Genomic DNA, 22,168 nt, shown 5'->3' on the forward strand with positions numbered 1-22,168 from the left:
AGAGCGTTCGCCAAAATTCTGGCCAGTTTTTTGGTAATTCTTAGCAATTCTTATCAATTCTGAGGAGAGCAACCAAACAATACCGCTCTTAAGTAGGTGGGTGGAATTAAATATAAGATGAACGTAGGTTGGGTTGAAGCATGAAACCCAACGCCCCAATGGGTTACGCTACCGCTAACCCATCCTACAAATAATTGTGCCTCCCTACTTATCTCTAGATTTGGCTACCCGCTCGGGGCGGAATTGTAAAGATTTATCAACAAGTGTTTATAAAAACCTTTAAATATTGACCAAGCTGACGATTCTAGACTTACCCTAAAACAATAACTGACTATCTACGGGTTTACTGTTATGGATAAGGATTTTCGTAACTATCGCATGGTTTGCACCCTCACCTTCGGAGATATTTACGGACAAATAATCGTTTGGTTAATCGTTATTTTTCTTACTCTCGCTTCCACTCTAGCTCTTTGGAGTAGCACTAGACAAATTTTCGCCCTCGCTACCGTGGGGTTAGTCGTAGTCCTCTCTTTGCCTTTTTTACTCTTTGCTTTCGTTACTACCCTCCTCAATCATATTGAATTCGTTCCCATCGAACCGGAAACCAATATTCGTCGTGGTCCTGTACCCGGAGTTAGCGGCAGCCGTGTACCCGCAGCCAGCTAAATCCGACCAAATCCCCAATAAATAATCTGGAGACGTTGTCGGCAACGTCTCCAGCAGTTTTTACCCTTGTTTGCGTCGGGGTTTCTCGTTCTTAATTTTTGTAAATTTTTGTAAATTTAACTTGTTTTAAAACACTTTTTCTGGTAGCGATTATCCAGAGAAAAATAGATGAAAGAGGCAAATCGTCAAGAGAATAATCTTGTTTGCTGCCTGATCCCGGTCAATGATAAATTTTAAAATACCTAGTCTTTTACATTTTCCCAACTCTCGGAGTGATCCCCGATGTTAAAAAATCTCTTTGGTGGCAAAAAATCTGACTTTTACCTAGAACTAAAAGAAACTGATGGTGAACAAGAAGCGACAGCAACCACGGCAGCAGCCGCCCCTGTTGTGGAAGCGCCCGCCCCTGTAGCCGAGAAAAAAGCCAAAAAAACTTCTGTTAAGAAAGAAAAGCAAGTAAAAGAAACTCCCGCCGCTCCTGTGAGCGCACCGGCACCCTTAGCCGCTACTAACGGTAAAGTAGAGCCGCAAGAGGTGGAATTTGCGACAAAATACTTGATTACTCCTAGTCTGTCTCGCCGTCGCCCTGGTCCAAGTTTGAATGGTTTCAAAGACATGGCGCGCAAAGCGAAACTACCTGCTAACCGCGGCTAAATCCCCCCGGATTGCTTTCTCAACAAAAAAAAAGGAGAGCTTTCTTTGACTCTCCTTTTTCATCAGGGTGCATCTACTGAGTCAAGTGTAGCAGAGAGTTTTTTTAAGGTTGGTTATTTAGGTTACTCCCCAGAGTATTTTGGGGATAATTATTACCCGTCTTCTTGGGCAATTTTTAAAACCTAGGATTAGGTTTACTGGTGGACGGGTGCAAAATCAGCATTCATAAGTAGGGAGACACAATTATTTGTAGGATGGGTTAGCGGTAGCGTCAACTATGCGGGCGTTGGGTTTCATGCTTCACCCCAACCTACGTTCATCTTATATTTAATTCCACCCACCCACTTATCTTGATTCGGCAACGCCATTAGGGATTAACTTTCGCCGCTCGGATTAGCCAACCGATTACCCCACCGGTAACACCACTGAGGATCGAACTGAGCGCAGCGGTGATCACCACTACTCCGATCTGTTTCCAGTTTTTCAATTCTCCGACTTTTTCGGCGAGATCGGTGGTTTTCCCCGCCGCGTTCTCTATAACTTTAACTCGATCGCTTAAACCCTCTATCTTCGCATCTAGGGTTCGGATATCGCCTTTAATTTCCGACTGCCCTAACTCTAAATTCTTCTGTCCGTTTTCCATGGTGGTTAGTCGGTTTTCCATGGTGGTTAGTCGGTTTTCGATCGCTTTTTGTCCGTTGGCAATACCGATGATTAAATCCTCTAGTCTTTTTAAATCTTTTTCAGTGGCGGCTGTCATCAGTTAAACTCCTCTTAGTTGAATTTTTCTTGCCCCGATTCGATACTTTATTGATTGCGGATAACTTTCTCATCGGAAATTTTGGGTCTGAAACCCCGCCGTTCTAGGTTGGCTTTACGTTAGAATTAAAAGGCCAGTCTCGAAAACCAAGTGGACGGCGCAGCACCTTGAAAACTCGGCTTAGGGGGTTCCGACCAGAAAAGCTTGGCCGGGTAAAAAGTCGCGCGCAACAAGTACAAGAAGCGTTTAGCTGGAAACGTACCGTGGGACACACGGAATCGCGCTTCTGAAATGGGGCGAAAGTCTGTGGACTCTGTGTAAGACAGTACATGGTTTTTTAACTGTGGTATGCGACGGTGGTGGAAGCAGAAACTTAAATCGTGAGGTTTAGGAATCGCCGCACTTTTAGGGCGGCGAGGATGTCAATATCAACTTCCCTCCCAGATTTCTAAATAGGCATTTTCCATATTTTGGGCGAATTTTTTCCCTTGCCAGAGGGGAGCTATGTCACGATTTCCTAACAGTTGATGGCTGATGTCTTGACGAAGGGAGCGATCGAGTCCTAATTTCACTCCCCAGTCGATATATTCTGCCTCATTCCAGCCAATTCCGGCTTCAATACCGGCATTAATCATAAAAGTATAACTATTGCGCGCGGAAAATTGTTCTCCTACCAATGTAACTAAAGGGATTCCTTGCCATAAAACTTCTAAGGTGGTGGTAGCGCCATTGTAGGGATAGGTATCTAACACCACATCGGCAATCTGTAAATTAGCGCGATGGGTATATTCATCTATATCTCTCGGTAAAAACCGCAATCTTTGGGGATTAACTCCCTCCCTAATCGCTATTTCAGTAAATAATTCTTGAATTTTTTCAGTCTTACCAACTCCCTTAATCAGAAAATAACTATTAGGGACTTGTGCGAGAATTTTCATCTGAAGTTTAATAGTATCAGGATGACGTTTCATGCCACTTTGTACGGAAAAATAGATGGTAGCATCGGGGGGAATTTCTAAATCTTCTCGACGGAGATTAGGAGTACCGATTTCAAAACCATCCACTGCTAAATATGTCTCTGGTAAACGATAGATTTTTTCTCGATAATATTCCTCTGCTTGCTGGGGTAAAACGTAGGGATCGGCGATATAGTAATCAATAGTTGCTAATCCAGAAGCATCCCAACCTAACCAAGTCACTTGTTTTGCTGCGGGTTTCTGGGCCATAATCTGATTGGTGAGATTATGGGTTAAACTGTCTAAATCTACCAGAATATCTATCTGATCTTGTTGAATTTGTTGGGCAACTTCTAGGGGATTTTGAGCGTAGGGAAAATGACGGATAATATCTCGGCTATCCCGAAACCATTGACGGGTAATTTCATCTTCTTCTTGGTTAATAGTATAGATGGCTATTTGCAATTTTTCTCGATCATGATGGTGAATTAACCAACGACTTAACCAACCGACAGAATGATGTTTTAAGGTACTGGCAAGATAACCAATAGTTAGTTTTTTTTGAGTTTTTTTGATAGTAATAAAAGGAGTTTTTAAACTATTATTATCAAGGAAAATTTCGGCGATGCGATTAGTTAATTGTCGATTGGCTAAGGCTCGATCGCCTAGGTAGGGTAGGGGACTAGAAATATTGAGAAAGCTAGTTTTAATAATCGGTTCTAGAGTAATATTTTTCTGACGGGTTAATTCCTGTAATAAATTCTGATATTCTTGATAAATATGATCAATTTCTTGCCAAACTCCCCAGCGCAAAAGTATTAACAAAATTAGATAATTACTGTATAACTTTAGGGTTGGAGTTAGACAAATTTCTCGCAGTTGATAGGCAGTTATCAAAGAATTATCAAAGTCTTCGGCTAAAATATAGAGGTTAACTAACTGTTCTAAAAGACTCAGATCATTTTGTCTTAATTGCAGACAAAGTTTAATAATTTCTACTCCAAAAGCGGGACTTTGTTGCTCGTTGGTGACTCGTGCCGCTATCTGAAAAGCTTGCGGGATAAAACTATCAGCTAATTCCTCTAGATAGGGTAAACTTGCTTGAGCTAAATCTAAAGTTAATTCGTGGGGATATAAAAGACTTTTGAGAACTACATTTAAAAGCAATTCTCGGCTAGGATTATATCTGAGATTGTCTTGAATAGGATAATTAAGTAGTTCTTCTGGATCGAATATTTCTAAATCTAAAGCTAAGTCGAATAAAGCTAATAAATTATTAATTGACTTGGGAACAATTTCCTGTAGATGATAGCGAAAATATTCTACAGCTGCCAGATCACCTTTTCTTTGTTGTCGTCGCGCTTCTGCGTCTAAAACAGCTTCTAATTCTGCTTGCCATTGCTTAACTTCTTCCGGATTACCTCCTCTTAAAACATTTTGCCACATCACCTGTGCCTCTGCTTCTAAATTTTGCAGAAGATAGGCAACTCCCAAGTACCAATAGTGAGAAATATTTTCGGGATTGTTATCGATTAGTTCCTCGTATATTGCCGCAACTTGAGGATAATCTTCGGCAATTAAAGCTTGATAAGCGTCAGGATGCCACATAAATCAGTTATCAGTTTTTTGAGATAATTTTTTCAGAAAATCTTGATGTTCTTGACTGGCTAAACCTTGCTGTAAAACTGTCAAAACCTGTCCCAAGTTACCCGCTAATAAAGCATTAACATCTAACCAAAGACCGGGGAAAACCTGCGAGTAAATTATCCCTCGACTATCGGGTTCAAGTTTAATATATTCTCCAGCATTTAATCGGAACCAATCTAATTGACGTTCATAAACTCGCCAAACAAGATATTCTTGCACTTGATTACGACGATAAACTCGCCATTTATTGTGGAGATCATAGGAAGCAGTAGAAGCGGCGATTTCTACGATTAATTCTGGCGCACCTTCGATATAATCATCGTCACTAATAGTTGATTGTCCAGCAATTTTAATTCTTAGTAAAGCATCCGGTTGTACCTCATTATCTGCATCCAGACGCACTGTAGTATTATCCGCAGACATCACCCCAATTGTGGCGGCTTTATAGACCCCTAACCAAGTTAAAATATCAGAATGAGGTTCTCCATGACTCCGCACTCGTACAGGAGAGGACATATAAACTATTCCTTCAATTAATTCGGCCTTTTTTACTTCAGAAAGGTTCTGATAACGACGCTCAAATTCCCGGCGACTTAGTTGATCACCATTTTCTAAAGGAGGGGTTTTAGGGAGAGAATAAATAGGTTCAGAAGTGATCATTTTATTTGCCCCGAACAACAGTAGATTTATCCTCCCCTAGTCCAGTGAAAAAGTGACAGTTAGGGGGATAAAGCTCAAAAATAATTGACTCATAAGTAGGTAGGCACATTTATTTGTAGGATGGGTTAGCGGTAGCGTAACATGAGCGGGCGTTGGGTTTCATGCTTCAACCCAACCTACGTTCTGGAAACTGTCAACTTAAAACTTACATCTGATAACTGATAACTGATAACTGATAACTGATAACTGAAATTAAACCACTTTAGCGATAGCAACTTCTAGCTTATCCATAGCCTCATCTACTTCTGTTTCCGAGACAATTAAAGGAGGTACAAAACGGAGAACTTTCGGACCTGCGGGAGCAATTAATAAACCCTCGGTCAAGGCTGCGTTAACAATAGTAGATGAAACCAACTCACTTTCTGAATTAATTTCCAGACCATTAATTAAACCCCAACCGCGCACATCCACAAATAGATGGGGATATTGAGAAGCAATCACGCGTAAACGGCTGCGTAATTGTTCCCCTCGCTGCTGAACATTTTGGAGAATGTGATCCCGTTCAATGGTTTGTAATACTGTTAAAGCTGAGGCACAAGCGAAAGGATTACCCCCAAAGGTACTCGCATGACTACCCGGTTCAAAGACATCACAGAATTTTCTGCACATCATCGCACCGATGGGAATACCCCCCGCTAAACCCTTGGCAGATGTGAAAATATCTGGTTCTACCCCTAAATTCTCATAACCCCAGAGTTTACCAGTTCTTCCGACTCCCACCTGTACTTCATCAAAGACAAGCAAAATGTTATTTTCGTCGCAAATTTGCCGTAAACGTTGGAAATATTCGATATCTCCCGGACGAACTCCCCCTTCACCCTGCAAGGGTTCCAACATAACCGCAGCCACCCGACGATTACCCTCATCGAGATCAGCGATCGCATTTTCCACCGCTTCGATATCATTATAGGGAATATAGGCAAACCCCGGCATCAGGGGTTCAAAGTCTTTTTGGTACTTCGGTTGACCGGTTGCGGTGATGGTAGCTAAAGTCCGACCGTGAAAACTAGCGTGAGCGGTTAAAATAACCGGCTGTTCGAGGAAATCTAGCACCGTATGGGCATATTTTCGTACTAATTTAATCGCCGCTTCGTTCGCTTCCGCACCAGAATTACAGAAAAAGACCTTATCAGCGCAGGAATGATCGACAATCCATTTAGCTAGTTCTCCTTGTTCGGGAATATAGTATAAATTCGAGACATGATGGAGTTTTTGGATTTGCTGGCTAACCACTTCAATTAAAGCAGGGTGCGCGTGACCGAGGGTACAGGTGGCAATTCCTGCGACAAAATCAAGGTATTGTTTCCCGGAAGTATCCCAGAGAAGACAGCCTAACCCTTTGGCGATCGCAATGGGAAAACGACCATAAGTATTCATCACATAGCTGTTAAAACTATCTGGATCGAAGGGTTGATTCGGGTTTAAATTGGGAGTGGGATCAACTAGGGTTGGTTCTAAAAGGGTTTCTGGACTCACTGGGGAACTCCTGCGCGATTAGACATAGGGGAAATTATAATCAAATCCGTCTGAGAAGGACGGGTTATTTAGATTAAAAACTGATTTTATTGTAATTTACTAGACAGTCTTAGGGGTGAATTTTGCTTGTCCATCAGTGAAGATAAATATCGTCGTCTGCGTCAGGAATTAATCGGGGGAATTTTTGCCCTGATTGTGGTATTTTTGCTGGGTACGCTTTGGTATCATCTGATCGAGGGTTGGAGTTTGCTAGATTCGGCCTATATGACGATTAGTACCCTCGCTACCGTCGGTTTTGGCGAAATTAATCCCCTAGGTGAACGGGGACGACTGTTTACAATGGTTTTGATCGTGATGGGAGTAGTCAGCATCGGTTATATTGTTAATCGCTTGACCGAAGCTTTAATTCAAGGCTATTTTCAAGAGGGACTCAAACAGAGACAGGAGAAACGCTTGATCGATCGACTATCAGAACACTATATCATCTGTGGTTTGGGTCGCACAGGCAGACAGGTAGCGATCGAATTTTACGCAGAAAATATTCCTTTTGTAGTTATTGATACAGACCCCCTACAGGTCAATCGGGCCAAAGAATTAAATTATATTGTTGTTCAAGGAGATGCCACCTTAGATAAATCTTTACAAATGGCAGGAATTGAACGCGCTATTTGTATTGTGGCCGCTTTAACTTCCGATGCGGAGAATTTATATACAGTTTTGTCTGCTAAAACTCTTAATCCGAAAATCCGCGCCATTGCTAGGGCCAGTACCGAGGAAGCAGTACAAAAATTACAACGGGCCGGGGCCGACGCGGTGGTATCTCCCTATATTACCGGTGGTAGAAGATTAGCGGCCGCGGCCCTACGACCCCAGGTGATGGATTTTGTCGATGGGATTTTAACCGGAACCGATCGCTCGTTTTATATGGAAGAATTTTTAATCGATCCGAGGACTTGTCCCTGTGTGGGTTTAAGTCTTAGTCAAGCACATTTAAGATCTCGATCGGGGGCTTTAGTTTTGGCTATACGTCGCGCTGATGGTACGCTAATCGGGGGACCCACTGGCGATACGGAATTAATGGCCGGGGATCTGTTAATTTGTATGGGAACGGCCGAACAATTACGCAGTTTAACTCAGATTTTAATCCCCATGCGATCAGATGGTTTACGTTTACCGAAGCATTAGTTAGGGTTTGCGGCAAAAAGTTTGTAGGATGGGTTAGTGGTAGGGTAACATGAGCGGGTGTTGGGTTTCATGCTTCAACCCAACCTACGTTCTCTAGAAGACTTATCACCAATTTTCTTGAGCTTTCTCTTCCATTTTCTCTAGACAAAATATAATAAATATTAGTGACGGCATGACCAGAAATATATCCTTGAGTTTTACCTGTCTTAACTGTATTTAATGCTTGTACAGATGCTGGAAAATGTGGTTCACGCTTACCCAAAACATCTAGCAATACATCACTGTCGAATAAGACTCGTTTCACCGATACTTCTCCACTAAATAATCAATATACGATTCTTTTGGGTCTTCTAATCCTAAATCAACAACCCCCACTAAGTTTCTTGTCCAAGGATCAAGATCGCTTAAATCATCTGTTAGGGAATGAGAGGTAGTTTCTGAGGATACATTCTGACGAAAAACACGCCCATATTCTAATGCTTTCTCAAAAACCTCCTGATCAGAAATTGATCCAGAAAGATTATCTAACCAGTTTTCAGACGAAGATTTTTCAGTTTCCAAATTGACCAAATCTGTTAAATTTTGTCTAGAGGCATCAATATCATTGAAATTATCTGCTAGGGAATGAGAAGTAGTTTCTGAGGATACATTCTTAGGATTAAATCGCTCTTGAATTCTGAAAATTATTAAACTACTATAAGCTCTCAATTGGGTGACTAAATGCGATGTTTCAGTATCTTGGAAATATTCGGTTATAGTACGATTAGAAATCGAGAGAGTATTTTTAGCTCCCTTGTAAATTTGCTCTAGTTCTGAATCGGCAAACATATCAATAAACACATCTATCGTTTCTGAGAGAATGCGTGAACCTTCCACCACTCTGATTAAATCGGCTTTTTCTTCACCAGTCTTTCCCTCATTGATCTGAGCAAGGCCGATAAATAATTGATTATAGGCAGTTACTCTATCGGTAAATTCATTGATAATCTCAATCAAATTTATTGCCGAAAACTCATTCTTATATTGTTTCCATACCTGAAACCATAGTTGATTAATTTGACAAAATATATCGGCTCTTGCTTGATAAGTTTTAGAGTTATCCTTAACTTGCTCAAATAAAATTTGAGTTTCTTGTAGTAAATTATCCAGGATGATTCGATCAGAATCGGTGACAATTCGATCGAGTTTATCTGTAATATCTTGCAGATTTTCTAACAAAAATTGTCCTAAATTTTCCCGTTCGACTGAACTTGGCAGACTATTCATCGTATTTACCTCTCCTAAGACTGACAATCAAACAGAATTGAGTAGTCAAAATCATCAGCCCTAAACCTCGATTGTAACAATTTTAGGGTCTAAATCCTGTTTAAAAGGTATAGGAGAGGGGGAATTATAATTTATGAAGTGGGGAAGTGGGGAAGTGGGGAAGTGGGGAAGTGGGGAAGTGGGGAAGTGGGGAAGTGGGGAAGTGGGAAGAATAAATAAAAATAATCTCCTGACTCGGAGACTCGGAGACTCGGAGACTCGGAGACTACTGACTTCTTACTCCTCAATCTAACGTCTGTCAGCAATTGAGAAATTGAGGATGATTTGATAGGATGTCAGTACAATCGGGGAATAGTAACAGAAAAACCCCTATTTCTCATGAGTCAAAATCCCAATTCTTCCTCGCGACCACTGGAGCCGCTGCCGGTTCCCTCCATCCCGATACCTACCTCAGAGTTAATCACGGAAATCAGCATGGGGATAACTGAAGAAATGACGCAACAAGTGGCGATACCGACCAAAGCCGTCCAGAATAGGCCACAAAATAGTCAAATTACCACCCCACGTCCGCCCCAAAATCGCGCTCCCAGTCAGGCTGCTTCTCCCCAAACCCCACCCCGGACTGGTCGCGCCCCCAATCAACCCACCCTAGAAAAGTTGGTCCGGATGGCCTTTGATCGGGGTTATTCGGACGTTCACCTGGGAGTTGGAGAAAAACCCCGGATGCGCGATCGTGGTGAAATGATTATTCTCGACTATCCTGAAATTGACATCAACACTTTTTATAGTTGGTTAGGGGAAATCCTCGGGGAAGAAGAAATCCTTCGCTTTCAAAAAGACCTAGAATTTGACGGTGCAACTCAGTACGAATTCGCGAGGGTGCGGATTAATATCTTTGAAAGTCTGCGCGGACCTGGGATGGTTTTGCGTCTAATTCCCATGAAAATCCTCACTATAGAACAATTGGGCTTACCGGCTGTGTTCCGGAATGTGTGCGATGTGCAGAAGGGATTGATTTTAATTACTGGTCCGACGGGTTCAGGGAAATCCACCACCCTCGCAGCCATGATCGATTACATCAATAAAGAACACGCCAAACATATTATCACCATCGAAGACCCGATCGAATTTGTCCACCAAAGTCGTCGCAGTTTGATCAAACAAAGGGAAGTGGGAATACACACCCATGAGTTCGATAATGCCCTAAAAGCCTCTTTGCGGGAAGACCCAGATATTATTCTGGTGGGGGAGATGCGGGACAAATCCACCGTTAATACTGCCCTGAAAGCTGCCCAAACCGGTCACTTAGTCATGGGAACCCTACACACCAACAGCGCCGTAAAAACCCTGGAGCGGATTTTAACTCTTTATACCGCCGAGGAACAGGAATCCATGCGAGTGGCGATCGCAGAATCCCTGGTTTGTATTATTTCCCAGGGTTTATGTCGTACCACCGACAGTAAACGGGCTGCTTTTCACGATATTCTCGTCAACACAGACACCGTCAAAGATTACATTCGCAGCGGCAAAAATGACGAAATTCTCGAATTAATGAAAGATGGCGAATACCATGGCATGATTACCACTAATCAATCTCTATTTAACCTCTATCAAGAGGGACGGATTAGCGATGAGGTCGCCCTGGAAATGTCCCCGGTTCCCAATGAACTGGCGATGATGCTGCGGGGTAAAATCTAGAAAAACCCTGAAGGAAATTCTTGAGGGGTCAAGAGTTTAGTAGGCTAGAAAAATAGAAGCCCCTATTGATTCTCTACGGGAACCCCTCAAGTGACGACTTCTGCGATTGTGTTGCCCGATATTTTTAAAGGCATCGCCCTGTTTACCCCCGGGGGCGACCTGATCTACTGTATCGATCCGAATAAACAAACTCATTGGCATCTGAATCTTTGCGCTGCTCTCCAGTCCGCTTTAGGGTTGCCAGAACCTCCCCATTTTTTAGTTCCTAGTTTTACCGCTACCATCGATCGCTGGCGAGATCCCTACAGTCACCGTATTCATACTAGAGCCGAAGTATATCCCCTTGTCGGTCGCTATCAGCCTTTATTAAAGGCTATTTTCGGCACGGACGATCGAGATTGGTTTACTGTACCCTGGCAGGAACAATCCTCTAATCCCACTATCTTAGAAACCTATCGTCAGCAGTTTCCCCAACTTTGGCAATCCCACGATCTGATTCTCCGTTATCAGGAGTACCCCACGGCGACTTCAGTGATTAGTGCTGACTCTGACTATACTAACCCTAGTCCCAAGGGTTATGTTTTGCGGTTATTTGTCTCTGGTAATAATGCCAATACTAAACACACCCTAGAATCGATCCATCAGCTTCTAGAACGAGAATTACACCATCCCTATACTCTAAAAGTGATCGATATCTCTAAGCATCCAGAACAAGCAGAATCCAATCATGTCTCTGCTATTCCCACTTTAGTCCGGGTTTGGCCGCAACCGGTGAAACGCATCATCGGCGAATTTGAGGATTTACCGCGAGTATTACAGATTATCGCCACCGCTTAGGGTTTAAAGACTTCTGACTCAATCCCTCGCCACCATTCGCCCAATTTCATTAAGTCTTGCTGAATATCATCCAATTCTTGGATATATTCCTGTTGGGAAAGACTGGCGCGACGTTCTTGCAGTTTTTTGAGACGCAATTGCACCAACAGCCAAGGCTTAGAAATACCGTTAGTTTCTTCAATATAGCGAGCAATATCTTGACTATCCATAGTTTTTACTGTTATTATCCTATATTTTGTCAAATTAACCCAAGAATCCTTTTTTTTAGTTGCAGAAGATGATGTTTGATTTTAGCCACTATTACCCCTACGCCGAATTAGTTTCTTTCCTGAAAAACCTAGCTTCATCCTATCCTAATTTAATTAGCCTCACTTCGATCGGTAAAAGCTACGAAAATCGAGATATCTGGTTAACTACCCTCACAAATCAAGCCACAGGCCCCTATTTAGAAAAACCTGCCTATTGGATCGATGCTAACACCCACGCGGGGGAAGTAACAGGCTCTGCCGTCGCTCTCTACACTATCTCCCATCTTTTGCGCCAATACGGTCATAATTCCCAAATTACCAGACTTCTTGACCATTACACTGTCTATATTTTGCCGCGATTAGCCGTGGATGGAGCGGAAAAATATCTCACTACTCCCTATCTGTTACGATCGAGTATTCGCCCCTATCCCCACAGGGATGAGAAACCAGGGCTATATCCTGAAGATATTAACGGCGATGGTTTAATCCTACAAATGCGCCAAAAAGATACCTGTGGCGCTTGGAAAATTTCTGAACAAGATCCTCGCATTATGGTGCGTCGCGAACCGGAGGAATTTGAGGGAACTTTTTACACTTTGCTCACCGAAGGTTTAATCCGCGATTACGATGGCTATAATTTTACCACTGCCCCCACCCTAGAAGGCCTGGATTTTAACCGCAATTATCCCGTTTATTGGGTTCCTGAAGGGGAACAACAGGGGGCTGGAGATTTTCCCTTTTCGGAGCCAGAAACCCGTGCAGAAGCGGAATTTTGGGCAAATAACACCAATATTAATGGCTTCGTTACCTATCATACCTATTCAGCAGTCATGTTGCGTCCCTATAGCACCCATCCCGATGAATATTTCCCCGTGGAAGACTTAGAAATGTATAAATATATTGCTGATAAGGGAAAAGCAATGACTGGTTATGAATGCGTTTCTGTCTATCACGATTTTCGTTATCATCCCAAAGAAGTGACTAACGGTGCCATGGATGATTACGGTTACGATCATTTTGGTTGGTATGGTTTTACGGTGGAGTTATGGGATGCACCCACCCAAGCGGGAGTGAAAAAAGATGATTATATTCAATGGTTTCGCTGGCATCCTTTGGAAGATGAATTGAAATTACAGCATTGGAATGATGAGAATTTAGCGGGAAAGGGTTTTATTAATTGGCAAAGTTTTGATCATCCCCAATTGGGAGAGGTGGAAATTGGCGGTTGGGACTTTAAAAATGTCTGGCAAAATGCCCCAGAAAAGTATTTACCAGATTTATGTGAGCAACAATGTCAGTTTACTATTGCCCATGCTTTAATGTCACCTCTTTTAGCTATCTCTCGTCTTGATCTTAAGTCGGAGGGAAATGGCATTTATCATCTGGTTTTACAGTTAGAAAATCAGGGATTTTTACCCACTTATACCAGTAAAAAAGCACTGGAAAGAAAGATCGTTCGTCCCATTCAAGTTAAGTTAAATTTGGCCGATGAGGTGAGTTTAATAGTGGGAAAATTAGAGCAGGAAATCGGTCACTTAGAAGGGCGATCAAATAAAGTATATAGTAGTCTCGCTCATGGTTTAGATTATCGCTGTACGGTGGAATGGGTGATTAAGGGAGTTTCTGGTCAAGAAATCGAGGTTATCGCTATAGCTGAAAGAGCCGGAACAGTTAGACAAAAAGTAATTTTATAGAGCTATTTGGTTCGATAAAATTGTTAAATAAGTCTCGTGGGATTCCGTGGGTAAAACTCGCAGTTTTTGGCTGCGAAGATCTGGTTCTAATCCCAAAGCTTCTAAAGGAATTACTCCTAATAAATTGTTTTGACCTCCGGGTAATTCCAAACATTCAAAAGTCCCTTCCCGTCCCGCGATAATCAAGGTGGCATCGCGAAAAATTCTCGCTTTTCCTATGCCTTTAGCCGTAGCCACATCTACTTCTTTTAAAAGCTGTAAACCCAAGCGGGAGATTACTTCTGGCACCAGACAAAGAGTGGTTGCTCCCGTATCCACCAAGACATTTTCTAGGGTAAGAGAGCGAATTTGATCGGGAGAGATTACAGCCGCTGCTGCTAAAATTTGATCGGCACGATTGATAACTGTAATAGTGGTGTAGATTTTGCCCATATCTTCTGCAATAATTGCTGGATCAACCATAATACTACCCTCAATTCTACCCCTAAATTATACCAGAATAACTGCCAACAAAATTGTCTAGTAATTTCAATTATTAATCCGGCCATCAGGCATAATTGCACCGCGGAAGTTAACTCCTATCTGATTAGCACTCATTAACTCGGCACGAGTTAGATTAGCATCACTTAAATCGGCACTGGTGAGATTTGCTCTAGCAAAGAAAGCATCGACTAAATACGCTTCGCTGAGATTAACTTCTGAAAGATTAGCCCTTGTTAAGTCAGCATGATTCATTCTTGCCGATTGAAAATTAGCTCGACTAAGATTAGCTCGATCAAATTTTATTTGAGTCATAATTGCACGATGGAAATTTGCATCCATTGCTTCCGTATCGCTCATTTTTGACCGCACTAAATTGGCTCCTGCTAGATTTGCTCCCACTAAACACGCCCCGATTAAATTAGCATCAGTAAGTAAAGCACCTTGCAGATTAGCATTAGTTAAATCCGCTTTTCTGAGGTCAACATTGCACAAATTAGCCTCCTTTAAATTGGCTCCTACTAGATTAGCTCGCAGCAGTTCAACCCCTTTCATATTAGCCCCTTGCAGGTCGGCGTGATAGAGATTAGCCGTTTGTAATTTAGTGTTATGATTTTTCTTTTCCTGACGCATATTTGTTCTCCGCAAACAAGCACCAGTGAGGTTAGCACCACTTAAATCAGCCCCCCGTAAATCCGCCCCGATTAAGTTAGCATCAAGTAAAATACCTAGGGTTATATCGGTATCACGAAGATCAGCCCCTTGTAGCAGCGCTCCGTGTAAATTGGCACTGCGTAAATCTGCCCCATTTAAGTCAGCTTGGTTGAGACTAGCACCGCTTAAATTAGCTGCCACGAGATTAGCTTGAGCCAGATTAGCCCGGTTAAGATAGGTAAAGAGAAGATTGGCCCCGTGCAAATCCGCTTCACTTAAAACAATGCCAACTAAGTCAGCACCAACTAAATTAACTCCTGATAATCTTAAGCCACTAAATTGAGTTTCTCCTGCGGCATAACGTTCAATTAGTTCGTTGGGTTTCATAGGTATAATATCCAGAGAAATTTGGTTAAAAATTAAAGAATTCTTTGTAAAGCTTGCACCAGAATACCAGCGGTTTGAACGTTAGCATCCGCATCCATTTGGGTTTGAGCAATATCGTATAGTTGCCTTTCGATATCCTTGAGAGATTTCCCACTTTGGATGAGTTTTTGTAGTAAATCTTCTAGGGTATAACGTCGCAGGTTTGACCAATCTTGATCGCTCCAATCCAAGGAATGAAATAGGAGTGAGAAAATCAATATTTTGACTCGTAAAGGATTAGCATACTGGCAAATTTCTAAACGAATTTCAAAGGGGTCGTAGGCAGGAATTTGTGGGGAATTAGGGTTATTATCTAAGGAAGCCGGCTCGGAAGAATCACAATCATTATTTAGATGGACTGTTTGAGTTTTCAAGATTTGACTTTCTGACGCATTATCCTGTTCTTGGTCATCGTTATCAGTATCGTAGAGAGGCTCTAGCTGGGCAAGAATAATATCGGCTAGGGCTAGGTATAGAGCTTTTTTATTAATATTTTCGGCAACTTTGGTGAGAGTTTGTCGCAAGCTTAAGAAATTAGGATTGTTTTGCTGGAGTTCTAAAATCATATTGGTTAAGCCATAATTATTAATCACCGCTTGATCGTTTTCCCAACGATTTTTACAGGCGGCAAACATTAATTTTTTAATTCTCGCCGTCTCTCGATGATTTTCTAGTCCAATAATCACCTGTCTTAATAAATTATCTTCCTCGTTGTTGACAGGATTATTAACGGCAGCAAAGCTAGGGTTAACTTCGGCTTCTCCTGGTAATGATTCGGTGTCTTGGTCGGCAGCAATATCACTATATAATTTACTGATTTGCTTAATAATCACTGTGGCTACGCCCGCATAAACTTTAGGACGATTTAGGGTTTTAACTGATTGATAAACAGAAAAACTTAATTGTTCTTTATTGGGTTTGAGTTGCACTAACTCGTTCACCAAGTCTTCCATAGCCACATTGTTGAAAATATTGGGATCATTTTCCCAATATTCTTTACAGATACAAAAGATTAATTTTTTGATCCGTAATTTTTCTTGGTGACTGTCGAGATAGCGAACTACGTCATTAAAAACGTCGATGGATAATTGCATAGTAACCTCTGATCCGAGAAAGTAGCCCGCCCTCGCACGCCTCTATTATAGCGGTATGCTATTAGTCTCTTGCGAGTCAGCTTGCAGGGGTACGGCGGATTCAGGCTCAGTCTGGTACATCTTCTAAGTGGAAAGGCTTGCCAATAAGGAGTTGTCTGTGCCAGATGGCTAGAGGAATCGCCGTATATAAGTGATTCCTAGCTTGTAGTGCCTGAACATATCCTAACCTAAAAGCGTGGCAATATTGAGTTAGCGTTGCTAAATCTAGTCTATCTTCCCTAAGAGTACCCAGTCTAACTCCTAAAATTAGCAAAAGATGATTTTTTCGTCTTTCTCGTTTTTAGTACAAATGTCTGAGTAAAATCGGAGTAAAGTCTTTAGGTTTAGGCGATCGATAGCCGATAGGGTTAGAGTAATCAGGGAGAAACTGATTTATCGAGAGGCCATATCATCCTATGCTAGAACTCTACCAATTTGAATTATCTGCCTATTGTGAGAAAGTCCGTCTCATCCTCGACTATAAAGGTCTTGCCTATAAAAAAAGGGACGTGGTGCCAGGGGTGGGACAATTGGAATTATTCCGTCTTTCCGGACAGCGCCAGGTCCCGGTCCTCAAGGATGGTGATACCTATATTGCCGACTCGACGGAGATTGCTTTTTATCTCGATCGCAAGTATCCTGAAAAACCAATTATCCCTACAGATCCCCTCCAACGGGGTCAATGTTTATTAATCGAAGAATGGGCCGATGAATCCCTGGGATTAAAAGGAAGAACCGCTTTTCTCGGCGCTTTTGCCCAAAATCAAAACTTTCGTACCGCTTTTTTACCTCGGGAAACTCCCGATTTTATGCGCTTGTTGCTGGGTTCCTTGCCGGGGGAATTAATTGATATTTTTGGGACGGGTGTAGGTCTGGGAAAAGATGCTATCAATACGGCGAAAAAAGGGCTACAACAGGATTTAGAGGCTTTGAACCTCATTTTAACCAATCGTCCCTATTTAGTCGGTGATCAGCCCAGTTTAGCCGATTTAGCCGTGGCGGGATTAAGTGTACTGCTTCAGTTTCCCCCGGGTTCCTATCTCAACTTACCCCCGGAATTGCAAGGCAAGGGGATTCCAGGGTTAGCTGATAATAGCGCCTACGAGGGCTTTTTTGCTTGGCGCGACCGTCTTTATAGTCAATACCGTCAAACTATTACCCCTGGCAGTTCCACCCCTCCTATCGATTCCCCCACCTCTATCCAGATCGAATAGCAGAGCTTGACTAGGGTGGTGGGGTGTAGGGTGTGGGGTGTGACCCCCCCCAACCCCCCCGACATCGGGGGGGTGGGTGTGGGGTGTGGGGTGTAGGGTGTGGGGTGTAGGGTGTGGGGAGATTAAATAAAAGCAATCTACTAATCACTGATTACTGATCACTGATTACTGATCACTGTTAAGATTCGCGTAAAACGTAGCCGACACCGCGCACGGTATGAATAAGACGTTTTTGACCACCAGCTTCCATTTTCAGGCGTAAATAGCGAATATATACCTCAATAACGTTTGATTCTCCTTGAAATTCATCTCCCCAGACATTTTCGAGAATTTGATCCCTTGATAATACTTCTTTCGGGTGAATCATGAGGTAGCGCAGCAGTTCAAATTCCTTCATCGTCAACTCAATATTTTTGTTGTTATAGGAGAGACGACGAGTGGCTAAATCCAATACTAAGTCACCGAAGCGCAATTGTTCGGGGATAGTTTCCAGAGGTTGCAGGTAAAAACGGATTAATTTGAGAAAAGATTGCGAATTATAGGGTTTGGGAAAATAATCGTCGGCTCCCGCTTCCAAACAGGCGAGACGTTCTTCTAGGGTTTCTTGAGATACTAATAAAACAATATAAATGCGACTTCCCTGGGAACGTAAACGACGACAAAAAGTCACACCCGCTGCCGCTGTGCGGCAGCGATCGAGTATAATCATCGCTGGCTGCCCACTTTCCACTTCTGGGAAAGCGCTATCAATGCTAGGCACAATCAGGGGACGATAACCTGCTTCTTTCAAGTCCGCACTAGCTAGTTTAGCGATATTCTCCTCAATTCCCACCAAGAGAATCGAAGAACTCAGAACGGATGTACTCATGAGTCGGCAGTGGTAAAGAAATAGAAAAGATAGGGAGGCGACTAGCTAATTATACTTAATTGATTCTTGCCTAACCGATTTTAGATAAAAAAGTTAACGCTGTGGTGCGTTGGACAAAATTACCATTAACAGACCAACCGGTTACTCGATCGGGGGACGACCAGAGGCTAAGATGATCTACAGGGGGATCCGCATAAAAATTTTCTCCACCGCTACCCAATAAACAGGAACTCCAATGGGTAAAATAATCGTGACTAAGGCGATAAATGGGAAAATTACCGATTAATGGCACTCCCCACCCGTCCAGAGCGATTAAAGCTCGAATTTTCACCCCTTGAGCTTGCCAATAATAGGCTAAAGCGATCGCATTTACCACCCCCGCACTAAACCCAATCAAGGTTAGGTCTTCTCCGGGTAAAAAAGCTTCATTTAAGCAAGAAAAAGGAGAAATAATAATATAGGGACGTAATTTGACCGATTTGCTCCCCAGATGTCCTAAAAAATCCTCGGTCAATCTAGAATCATGAAAACCAGGACAAATCACTAAAGTCATAAAATTAATTAAAAAGCGATGAGGAGTCAGTAATCAGTAATCAGTTATCAGTTATCAGTAATCAGTTATCAGTTATCAGTAATCAGTAATCAGTAATCAGTTATCAGTTATCAGTAATCAGTAATCAGTTATCAGTTATCAGTTATCAGTTATCAGTTATCAGTCATCAGTTATCAGTTTTTTCTCCCTGCTCCCCTGCTCCCCACTTCATAATTCATAATTCATAATTCCCCTAATCTTGCCACCTATGACCGTAGAATCCAGCTTACAACAGTTAAAAAGAGCTTCATCGGGACGATTACCCAGCAGTTACGGGGTCTATTTTAAGAATACCCTTGTGGCCCTATGTCATGCTCTTGAAGATCATATCTTGCAAACTAGCAGCCCTGACAGTACAAATAAACCACTGGTTTTAGTCACCTTTCAACAGGGTAAATGGTATTTACAGGAAGCAGAGCGCTATTTAGATATTGCTCGCTCTTCTCGTTATATTGCGATCGCTGCCGTGGCCGATAGTGGTTTTTCTGAGCATAAAACCGGCAGTTTAGAGAATGTTTCCCTAGTAAACTTAGATAATAGCGATAGTTTGGTTAATGAGTGGAATTTAATCATTCTTTCCCCCGATTACGCCTCCATGGTACTCTGTCATGAGTTATCCCCAGAAGAATACCGGTCCGATAGTCAACCCCAAATAGACACGGAGCGAAAATTCTACGGTTTATGGACATTCGATCGCGATTTAGTCGAAAAAGCCGCTAGGATCTTAATTGAGCGTCTGCATCCTTATAATCCCAGTCTAGCGGCCGATTTAAGCAGACAACAGCAGGAAATTAGTCAAAATATTAATCCCATTCCCACGGATTTAACGGGAGTAGTCTCTCGCATTGTCACCTATCTGCAAACCAGTCAACAGCAGTTAGTCACCGTCAGCAGACAAGCACGAGAATTAAGCGACTTAGAAGGACAAGCATCCCGTTTAAATAAAAATTTAGCCGCTAATAAACTGCAAGCTTTTCTAAGAATGGCTCAAAAAGTCGATGAAAGAGATATTGATAATCCCCTTGCTTCCCTACAGGTGGCCGCTTTAGCGGAAATGTTGGGACAATTGCTCGATTTACCCACCCTGAGATTGCGACGCTTACGATTAGCAGGTTTATTATACCGCATCGGTCTAGCGGAGGCTCCGATCGAAGTTTTTAGACAGCGTGCCAGTCAGTTAGAGGGAGCAAAAGCGTTATTTTGGCGGGATCGATCGGTGTTAGGAGCGCAATTACTCGCCACTATGCCCGAATTAGCTCCAATTCAACAGATTATTTACCATGAGTTTGAATACTGGGATGGTAGCGGGGTTCCCAACGGCTTAAAAGGGGAAGAAATCAGCCTAGAGTCGCGAATTTTGGGATTATCAGCCTATTTTCAGGAATTAACTCAACCGCGAGGCGATCGACTAGCTCTAGATTTAGGAGAGTCCCTAGAACGTTGTCAAAATTATAGCGGGATTCGTTTCGATCCCGCTTTGGTAGAAAAATTAACTTCGGTAATTCGTCTGTGCGAAATGGGATGGATGCAATTACCCGATCGCCCTAGTCAAGTCCCCGCCGTCTGGTTAGAATCAGTTTAGATTAGGGTCTGCTGAAAAAGTTTTTCCTGGGTGTGGGGTGTGGGGTGTGGGGTTTTACCCATTTTCAGGGGGTCAATTACCTAATTTTCAGGGAAAAAGAGCCTAAATTTCCCCCCCGATCCCCCCAAGGTCTGGCACTTTTTGATGGGAAAAAAGTCTAAAATTCTTATCCAACAAGGTTTTTAGATTTATTCAGCAGACCCTAGATTAGACTCCGATTAAACTCTGCATGGCACGTCTCATATTAGCCGGTTTAAAAGCTGCCATGGCCGCAGTCGGTTCATAGCCGCAATGTACCATACAATCGGTACATTGCGGATTGCCACTAGAGCGACCGTAGTTATCCCAATTGGTTTCTTCTAAAAGTTCCCGAAAGCTTTTGTAATGACCTTCGTTGAGCAGATAACAGGGTTTTTGCCATCCTAAAAGACTATAACTAGGACTACCCCAAGGGCTGCATTCATAGTCTTGTTCACCGATGAGAAAATCGAGAAAGAGAGGATTATGGTTAAAATTCCACTTTTTCTGGCCTGATTTCCAGGGTGAGAGAATTTCTCGGAATAAAGCTCTAGTTTGCTCCCGTTTCAAGAAACTATCTTGATCTGGGGCCCACTCATAACTGTAACCCGGGGAAATCATCATGCCATCGATGCCCAAAGTAGCGAGAAAATCGAAAAATTCCTGCATTTCTCGCGGCTCTGTGCCTTCAAAAACCGTGGTATTAGTAGTAACCCGAAAACCTCTCGCTTTCGCCGCTTTAATCCCTTGTACTGCCTTATCGAATACTCCCTCTCGATCCACACAGCGATCGTGATGTGCTTTTAAACCGTCCAGATGGACACTAAAGGTAAGATAGGGTGAAGGAGTAAATTTATCCAAGCTTTTCTCCAATAACAGAGCATTGGTACAGAGATAGACGAATTTTTTTCTGTCCACTAACCCCTTGACAATTTCATCGATTTGTGGGTGTAAAAGCGGCTCGCCCCCGGGGATGGAAACCACGGGAACCCCGCATTCTTCCACCGCTGCGAAACATTCTGCTGGGGTAAGATGATTGCGGAGGATTTCCGGGGGATGTTGAATCTTACCGCAGCCAGTACAGGCTAAATTACAGCGAAATAGGGGTTCTAGCATTAAAACTAAGGGAAAACGCTTTTTTCCCGCTAGACGCTGTTTCAAGATATAGGAAGCAACCACTAAAGCTTGTTGTAGTTGGACAGCCATTTGCTCACACCAATAGGATTCTAAGTCATTATAGACTGTTCCCAGGGCATCAGGGCATAGGAGCCTAGAAAATGGCAAAATAAATAAAAGCTGAGGGCTTTTTTGGCTGTTTACTTGATTATCGGACAGATTAAACCTCTTGCCTGATTAAGTCCTATCAGTGATCAGTCTTTTTATTTATCCGATTA

At 42.5% G+C, this 22,168-nt stretch carries 21 protein-coding genes; 8 read left to right on the forward strand and 13 right to left on the reverse strand.

Features of this window, described 5'->3' with window-relative positions; genetic code table 11:
* Nucleotides 1-351 precede the first annotated feature (351 nt).
* Nucleotides 352-666 carry a hypothetical protein gene (locus H6F92_RS22620; RefSeq protein WP_002792979.1) on the forward strand — a complete coding sequence of 105 codons (315 nt, stop codon included), beginning with the start codon at nt 352-354 and terminating at the stop codon, nt 664-666.
* Between the two features lie 282 nt (nt 667-948).
* Nucleotides 949-1,320 carry a hypothetical protein gene (locus tag H6F92_RS22625; RefSeq protein WP_190359573.1) on the forward strand — a complete coding sequence of 124 codons (372 nt, stop codon included), beginning with the start codon at nt 949-951 and terminating at the stop codon, nt 1,318-1,320.
* Nucleotides 1,321-1,687: 367 nt separating this feature from the next.
* On the opposite strand, the gene H6F92_RS22630 is transcribed toward H6F92_RS22625, so the two are convergent.
* From H6F92_RS22630 to H6F92_RS22645, 4 genes are all read right to left on the reverse strand, one after another.
* Nucleotides 1,688-2,080 carry a hypothetical protein gene (locus H6F92_RS22630; RefSeq protein ID WP_190359574.1) on the reverse strand — a complete coding sequence of 131 codons (393 nt, stop codon included), beginning with the start codon at nt 2,078-2,080 and terminating at the stop codon, nt 1,688-1,690.
* Between the two features lie 428 nt (nt 2,081-2,508).
* Nucleotides 2,509-4,644, reverse strand: a complete 2,136-nt coding sequence (locus tag H6F92_RS22635) for an O-linked N-acetylglucosamine transferase, SPINDLY family protein (RefSeq protein ID WP_190359575.1) — start codon at nt 4,642-4,644, stop codon at nt 2,509-2,511.
* Between the two features lie 3 nt (nt 4,645-4,647).
* Complete coding sequence (locus H6F92_RS22640; protein ID WP_190359576.1) at nt 4,648-5,343, reverse strand: Uma2 family endonuclease; 696 nt, start codon at nt 5,341-5,343, stop codon at nt 4,648-4,650.
* A gap of 252 nt (nt 5,344-5,595) precedes the next feature.
* Nucleotides 5,596-6,879, reverse strand: a complete 1,284-nt coding sequence (locus tag H6F92_RS22645; protein WP_190359577.1) for an aspartate aminotransferase family protein — start codon at nt 6,877-6,879, stop codon at nt 5,596-5,598.
* 126 nt (nt 6,880-7,005) lie between these two features.
* Here H6F92_RS22645 and H6F92_RS22650 point away from each other — a divergent pair, with 126 nt between their 5' ends.
* Nucleotides 7,006-8,064, forward strand: a complete 1,059-nt coding sequence (locus H6F92_RS22650) for a potassium channel family protein (RefSeq protein WP_190359578.1) — start codon at nt 7,006-7,008, stop codon at nt 8,062-8,064.
* A 67-nt stretch (nt 8,065-8,131) separates the two neighbouring features.
* Here the strand turns inward: H6F92_RS22650 and H6F92_RS22655 are convergent, their stop codons facing one another.
* The gene (locus H6F92_RS22655; RefSeq protein WP_190359579.1) at nt 8,132-8,368 is read right to left on the reverse strand and encodes a type II toxin-antitoxin system VapC family toxin; all 237 of its coding nucleotides are present in this window, start codon (nt 8,366-8,368) and stop codon (nt 8,132-8,134) included.
* The gene (locus H6F92_RS22660; protein WP_190359580.1) at nt 8,365-9,330 is read right to left on the reverse strand and encodes a hypothetical protein; all 966 of its coding nucleotides are present in this window, start codon (nt 9,328-9,330) and stop codon (nt 8,365-8,367) included. The genes H6F92_RS22655 and H6F92_RS22660 overlap by 4 nt, the downstream gene beginning before the upstream one ends.
* A 378-nt stretch (nt 9,331-9,708) precedes the next feature.
* On the opposite strand from H6F92_RS22660, the gene H6F92_RS22665 reads away from it, so the two are divergent.
* Together H6F92_RS22665 and H6F92_RS22670 are read left to right on the forward strand one after the other, a co-directional pair.
* On the forward strand, nt 9,709-11,028 hold the full coding sequence (locus H6F92_RS22665) for a type IV pilus twitching motility protein PilT (protein WP_190359581.1): 1,320 nt from the start codon (nt 9,709-9,711) through the stop codon (nt 11,026-11,028).
* Between the two features lie 90 nt (nt 11,029-11,118).
* Nucleotides 11,119-11,865, forward strand: coding sequence for a circadian clock KaiB family protein (locus tag H6F92_RS22670; RefSeq protein ID WP_190359582.1), 747 nt, complete (start codon nt 11,119-11,121; stop codon nt 11,863-11,865).
* Here the strand turns inward: H6F92_RS22670 and H6F92_RS22675 are convergent.
* Nucleotides 11,862-12,074 carry a hypothetical protein gene (locus H6F92_RS22675; RefSeq protein ID WP_002751038.1) on the reverse strand — a complete coding sequence of 71 codons (213 nt, stop codon included), beginning with the start codon at nt 12,072-12,074 and terminating at the stop codon, nt 11,862-11,864. The genes H6F92_RS22670 and H6F92_RS22675 overlap by 4 nt on opposite strands.
* Nucleotides 12,075-12,145: 71 nt before the next feature.
* On the opposite strand from H6F92_RS22675, the gene H6F92_RS22680 reads away from it, so the two are divergent.
* On the forward strand, nt 12,146-13,807 hold the full coding sequence (locus tag H6F92_RS22680; RefSeq protein WP_190359599.1) for a M14 family metallopeptidase: 1,662 nt from the start codon (nt 12,146-12,148) through the stop codon (nt 13,805-13,807).
* Here the strand turns inward: H6F92_RS22680 and H6F92_RS22685 are convergent.
* The 3 genes from H6F92_RS22685 to H6F92_RS22695 form a co-directional block, all read right to left on the reverse strand.
* Nucleotides 13,802-14,269: a retroviral-like aspartic protease family protein gene (locus tag H6F92_RS22685; protein ID WP_190359583.1), complete on the reverse strand. Its 468-nt coding sequence runs from the start codon at nt 14,267-14,269 to the stop codon at nt 13,802-13,804. The genes H6F92_RS22680 and H6F92_RS22685 overlap by 6 nt on opposite strands.
* A 66-nt stretch (nt 14,270-14,335) precedes the next feature.
* Complete coding sequence (locus tag H6F92_RS22690) at nt 14,336-15,328, reverse strand: pentapeptide repeat-containing protein (RefSeq protein ID WP_190359584.1); 993 nt, start codon at nt 15,326-15,328, stop codon at nt 14,336-14,338.
* A 32-nt stretch (nt 15,329-15,360) separates the two neighbouring features.
* Complete coding sequence (locus H6F92_RS22695) at nt 15,361-16,461, reverse strand: hypothetical protein (RefSeq protein ID WP_190359585.1); 1,101 nt, start codon at nt 16,459-16,461, stop codon at nt 15,361-15,363.
* Between the two features lie 455 nt (nt 16,462-16,916).
* Between H6F92_RS22695 and H6F92_RS22700 the strand changes: the two genes are divergently transcribed.
* A complete protein-coding gene (locus tag H6F92_RS22700) occupies nt 16,917-17,714 on the forward strand; it encodes a glutathione S-transferase (protein ID WP_190359586.1) in 798 nt (265 codons plus the stop codon).
* Nucleotides 17,715-17,892: 178 nt separating this feature from the next.
* Here the strand turns inward: H6F92_RS22700 and nblR are convergent, their stop codons facing one another.
* Nucleotides 17,893-18,582 carry a response regulator transcription factor NblR gene (gene nblR, locus H6F92_RS22705; protein WP_190359587.1) on the reverse strand — a complete coding sequence of 230 codons (690 nt, stop codon included), beginning with the start codon at nt 18,580-18,582 and terminating at the stop codon, nt 17,893-17,895.
* A gap of 70 nt (nt 18,583-18,652) precedes the next feature.
* On the reverse strand, nt 18,653-19,135 hold the full coding sequence (locus H6F92_RS22710) for a hypothetical protein (RefSeq protein WP_190359588.1): 483 nt from the start codon (nt 19,133-19,135) through the stop codon (nt 18,653-18,655).
* A gap of 247 nt (nt 19,136-19,382) precedes the next feature.
* Here H6F92_RS22710 and H6F92_RS22715 point away from each other — a divergent pair, with 247 nt between their 5' ends.
* Nucleotides 19,383-20,756 carry an HD domain-containing phosphohydrolase gene (locus H6F92_RS22715; RefSeq protein ID WP_190359589.1) on the forward strand — a complete coding sequence of 458 codons (1,374 nt, stop codon included), beginning with the start codon at nt 19,383-19,385 and terminating at the stop codon, nt 20,754-20,756.
* Between the two features lie 207 nt (nt 20,757-20,963).
* Here H6F92_RS22715 and hpnH read toward each other — a convergent pair whose 3' ends face one another.
* Nucleotides 20,964-21,980 carry an adenosyl-hopene transferase HpnH gene (gene hpnH, locus H6F92_RS22720; RefSeq protein WP_190359590.1) on the reverse strand — a complete coding sequence of 339 codons (1,017 nt, stop codon included), beginning with the start codon at nt 21,978-21,980 and terminating at the stop codon, nt 20,964-20,966.
* Nucleotides 21,981-22,168: the final 188 nt, after the last annotated feature.

The organism is Microcystis wesenbergii FACHB-1317 (assembly GCF_014696875.1).
Classification (GTDB): Bacteria; Cyanobacteriota; Cyanobacteriia; order Cyanobacteriales; family Microcystaceae; genus Microcystis; species Microcystis wesenbergii_A.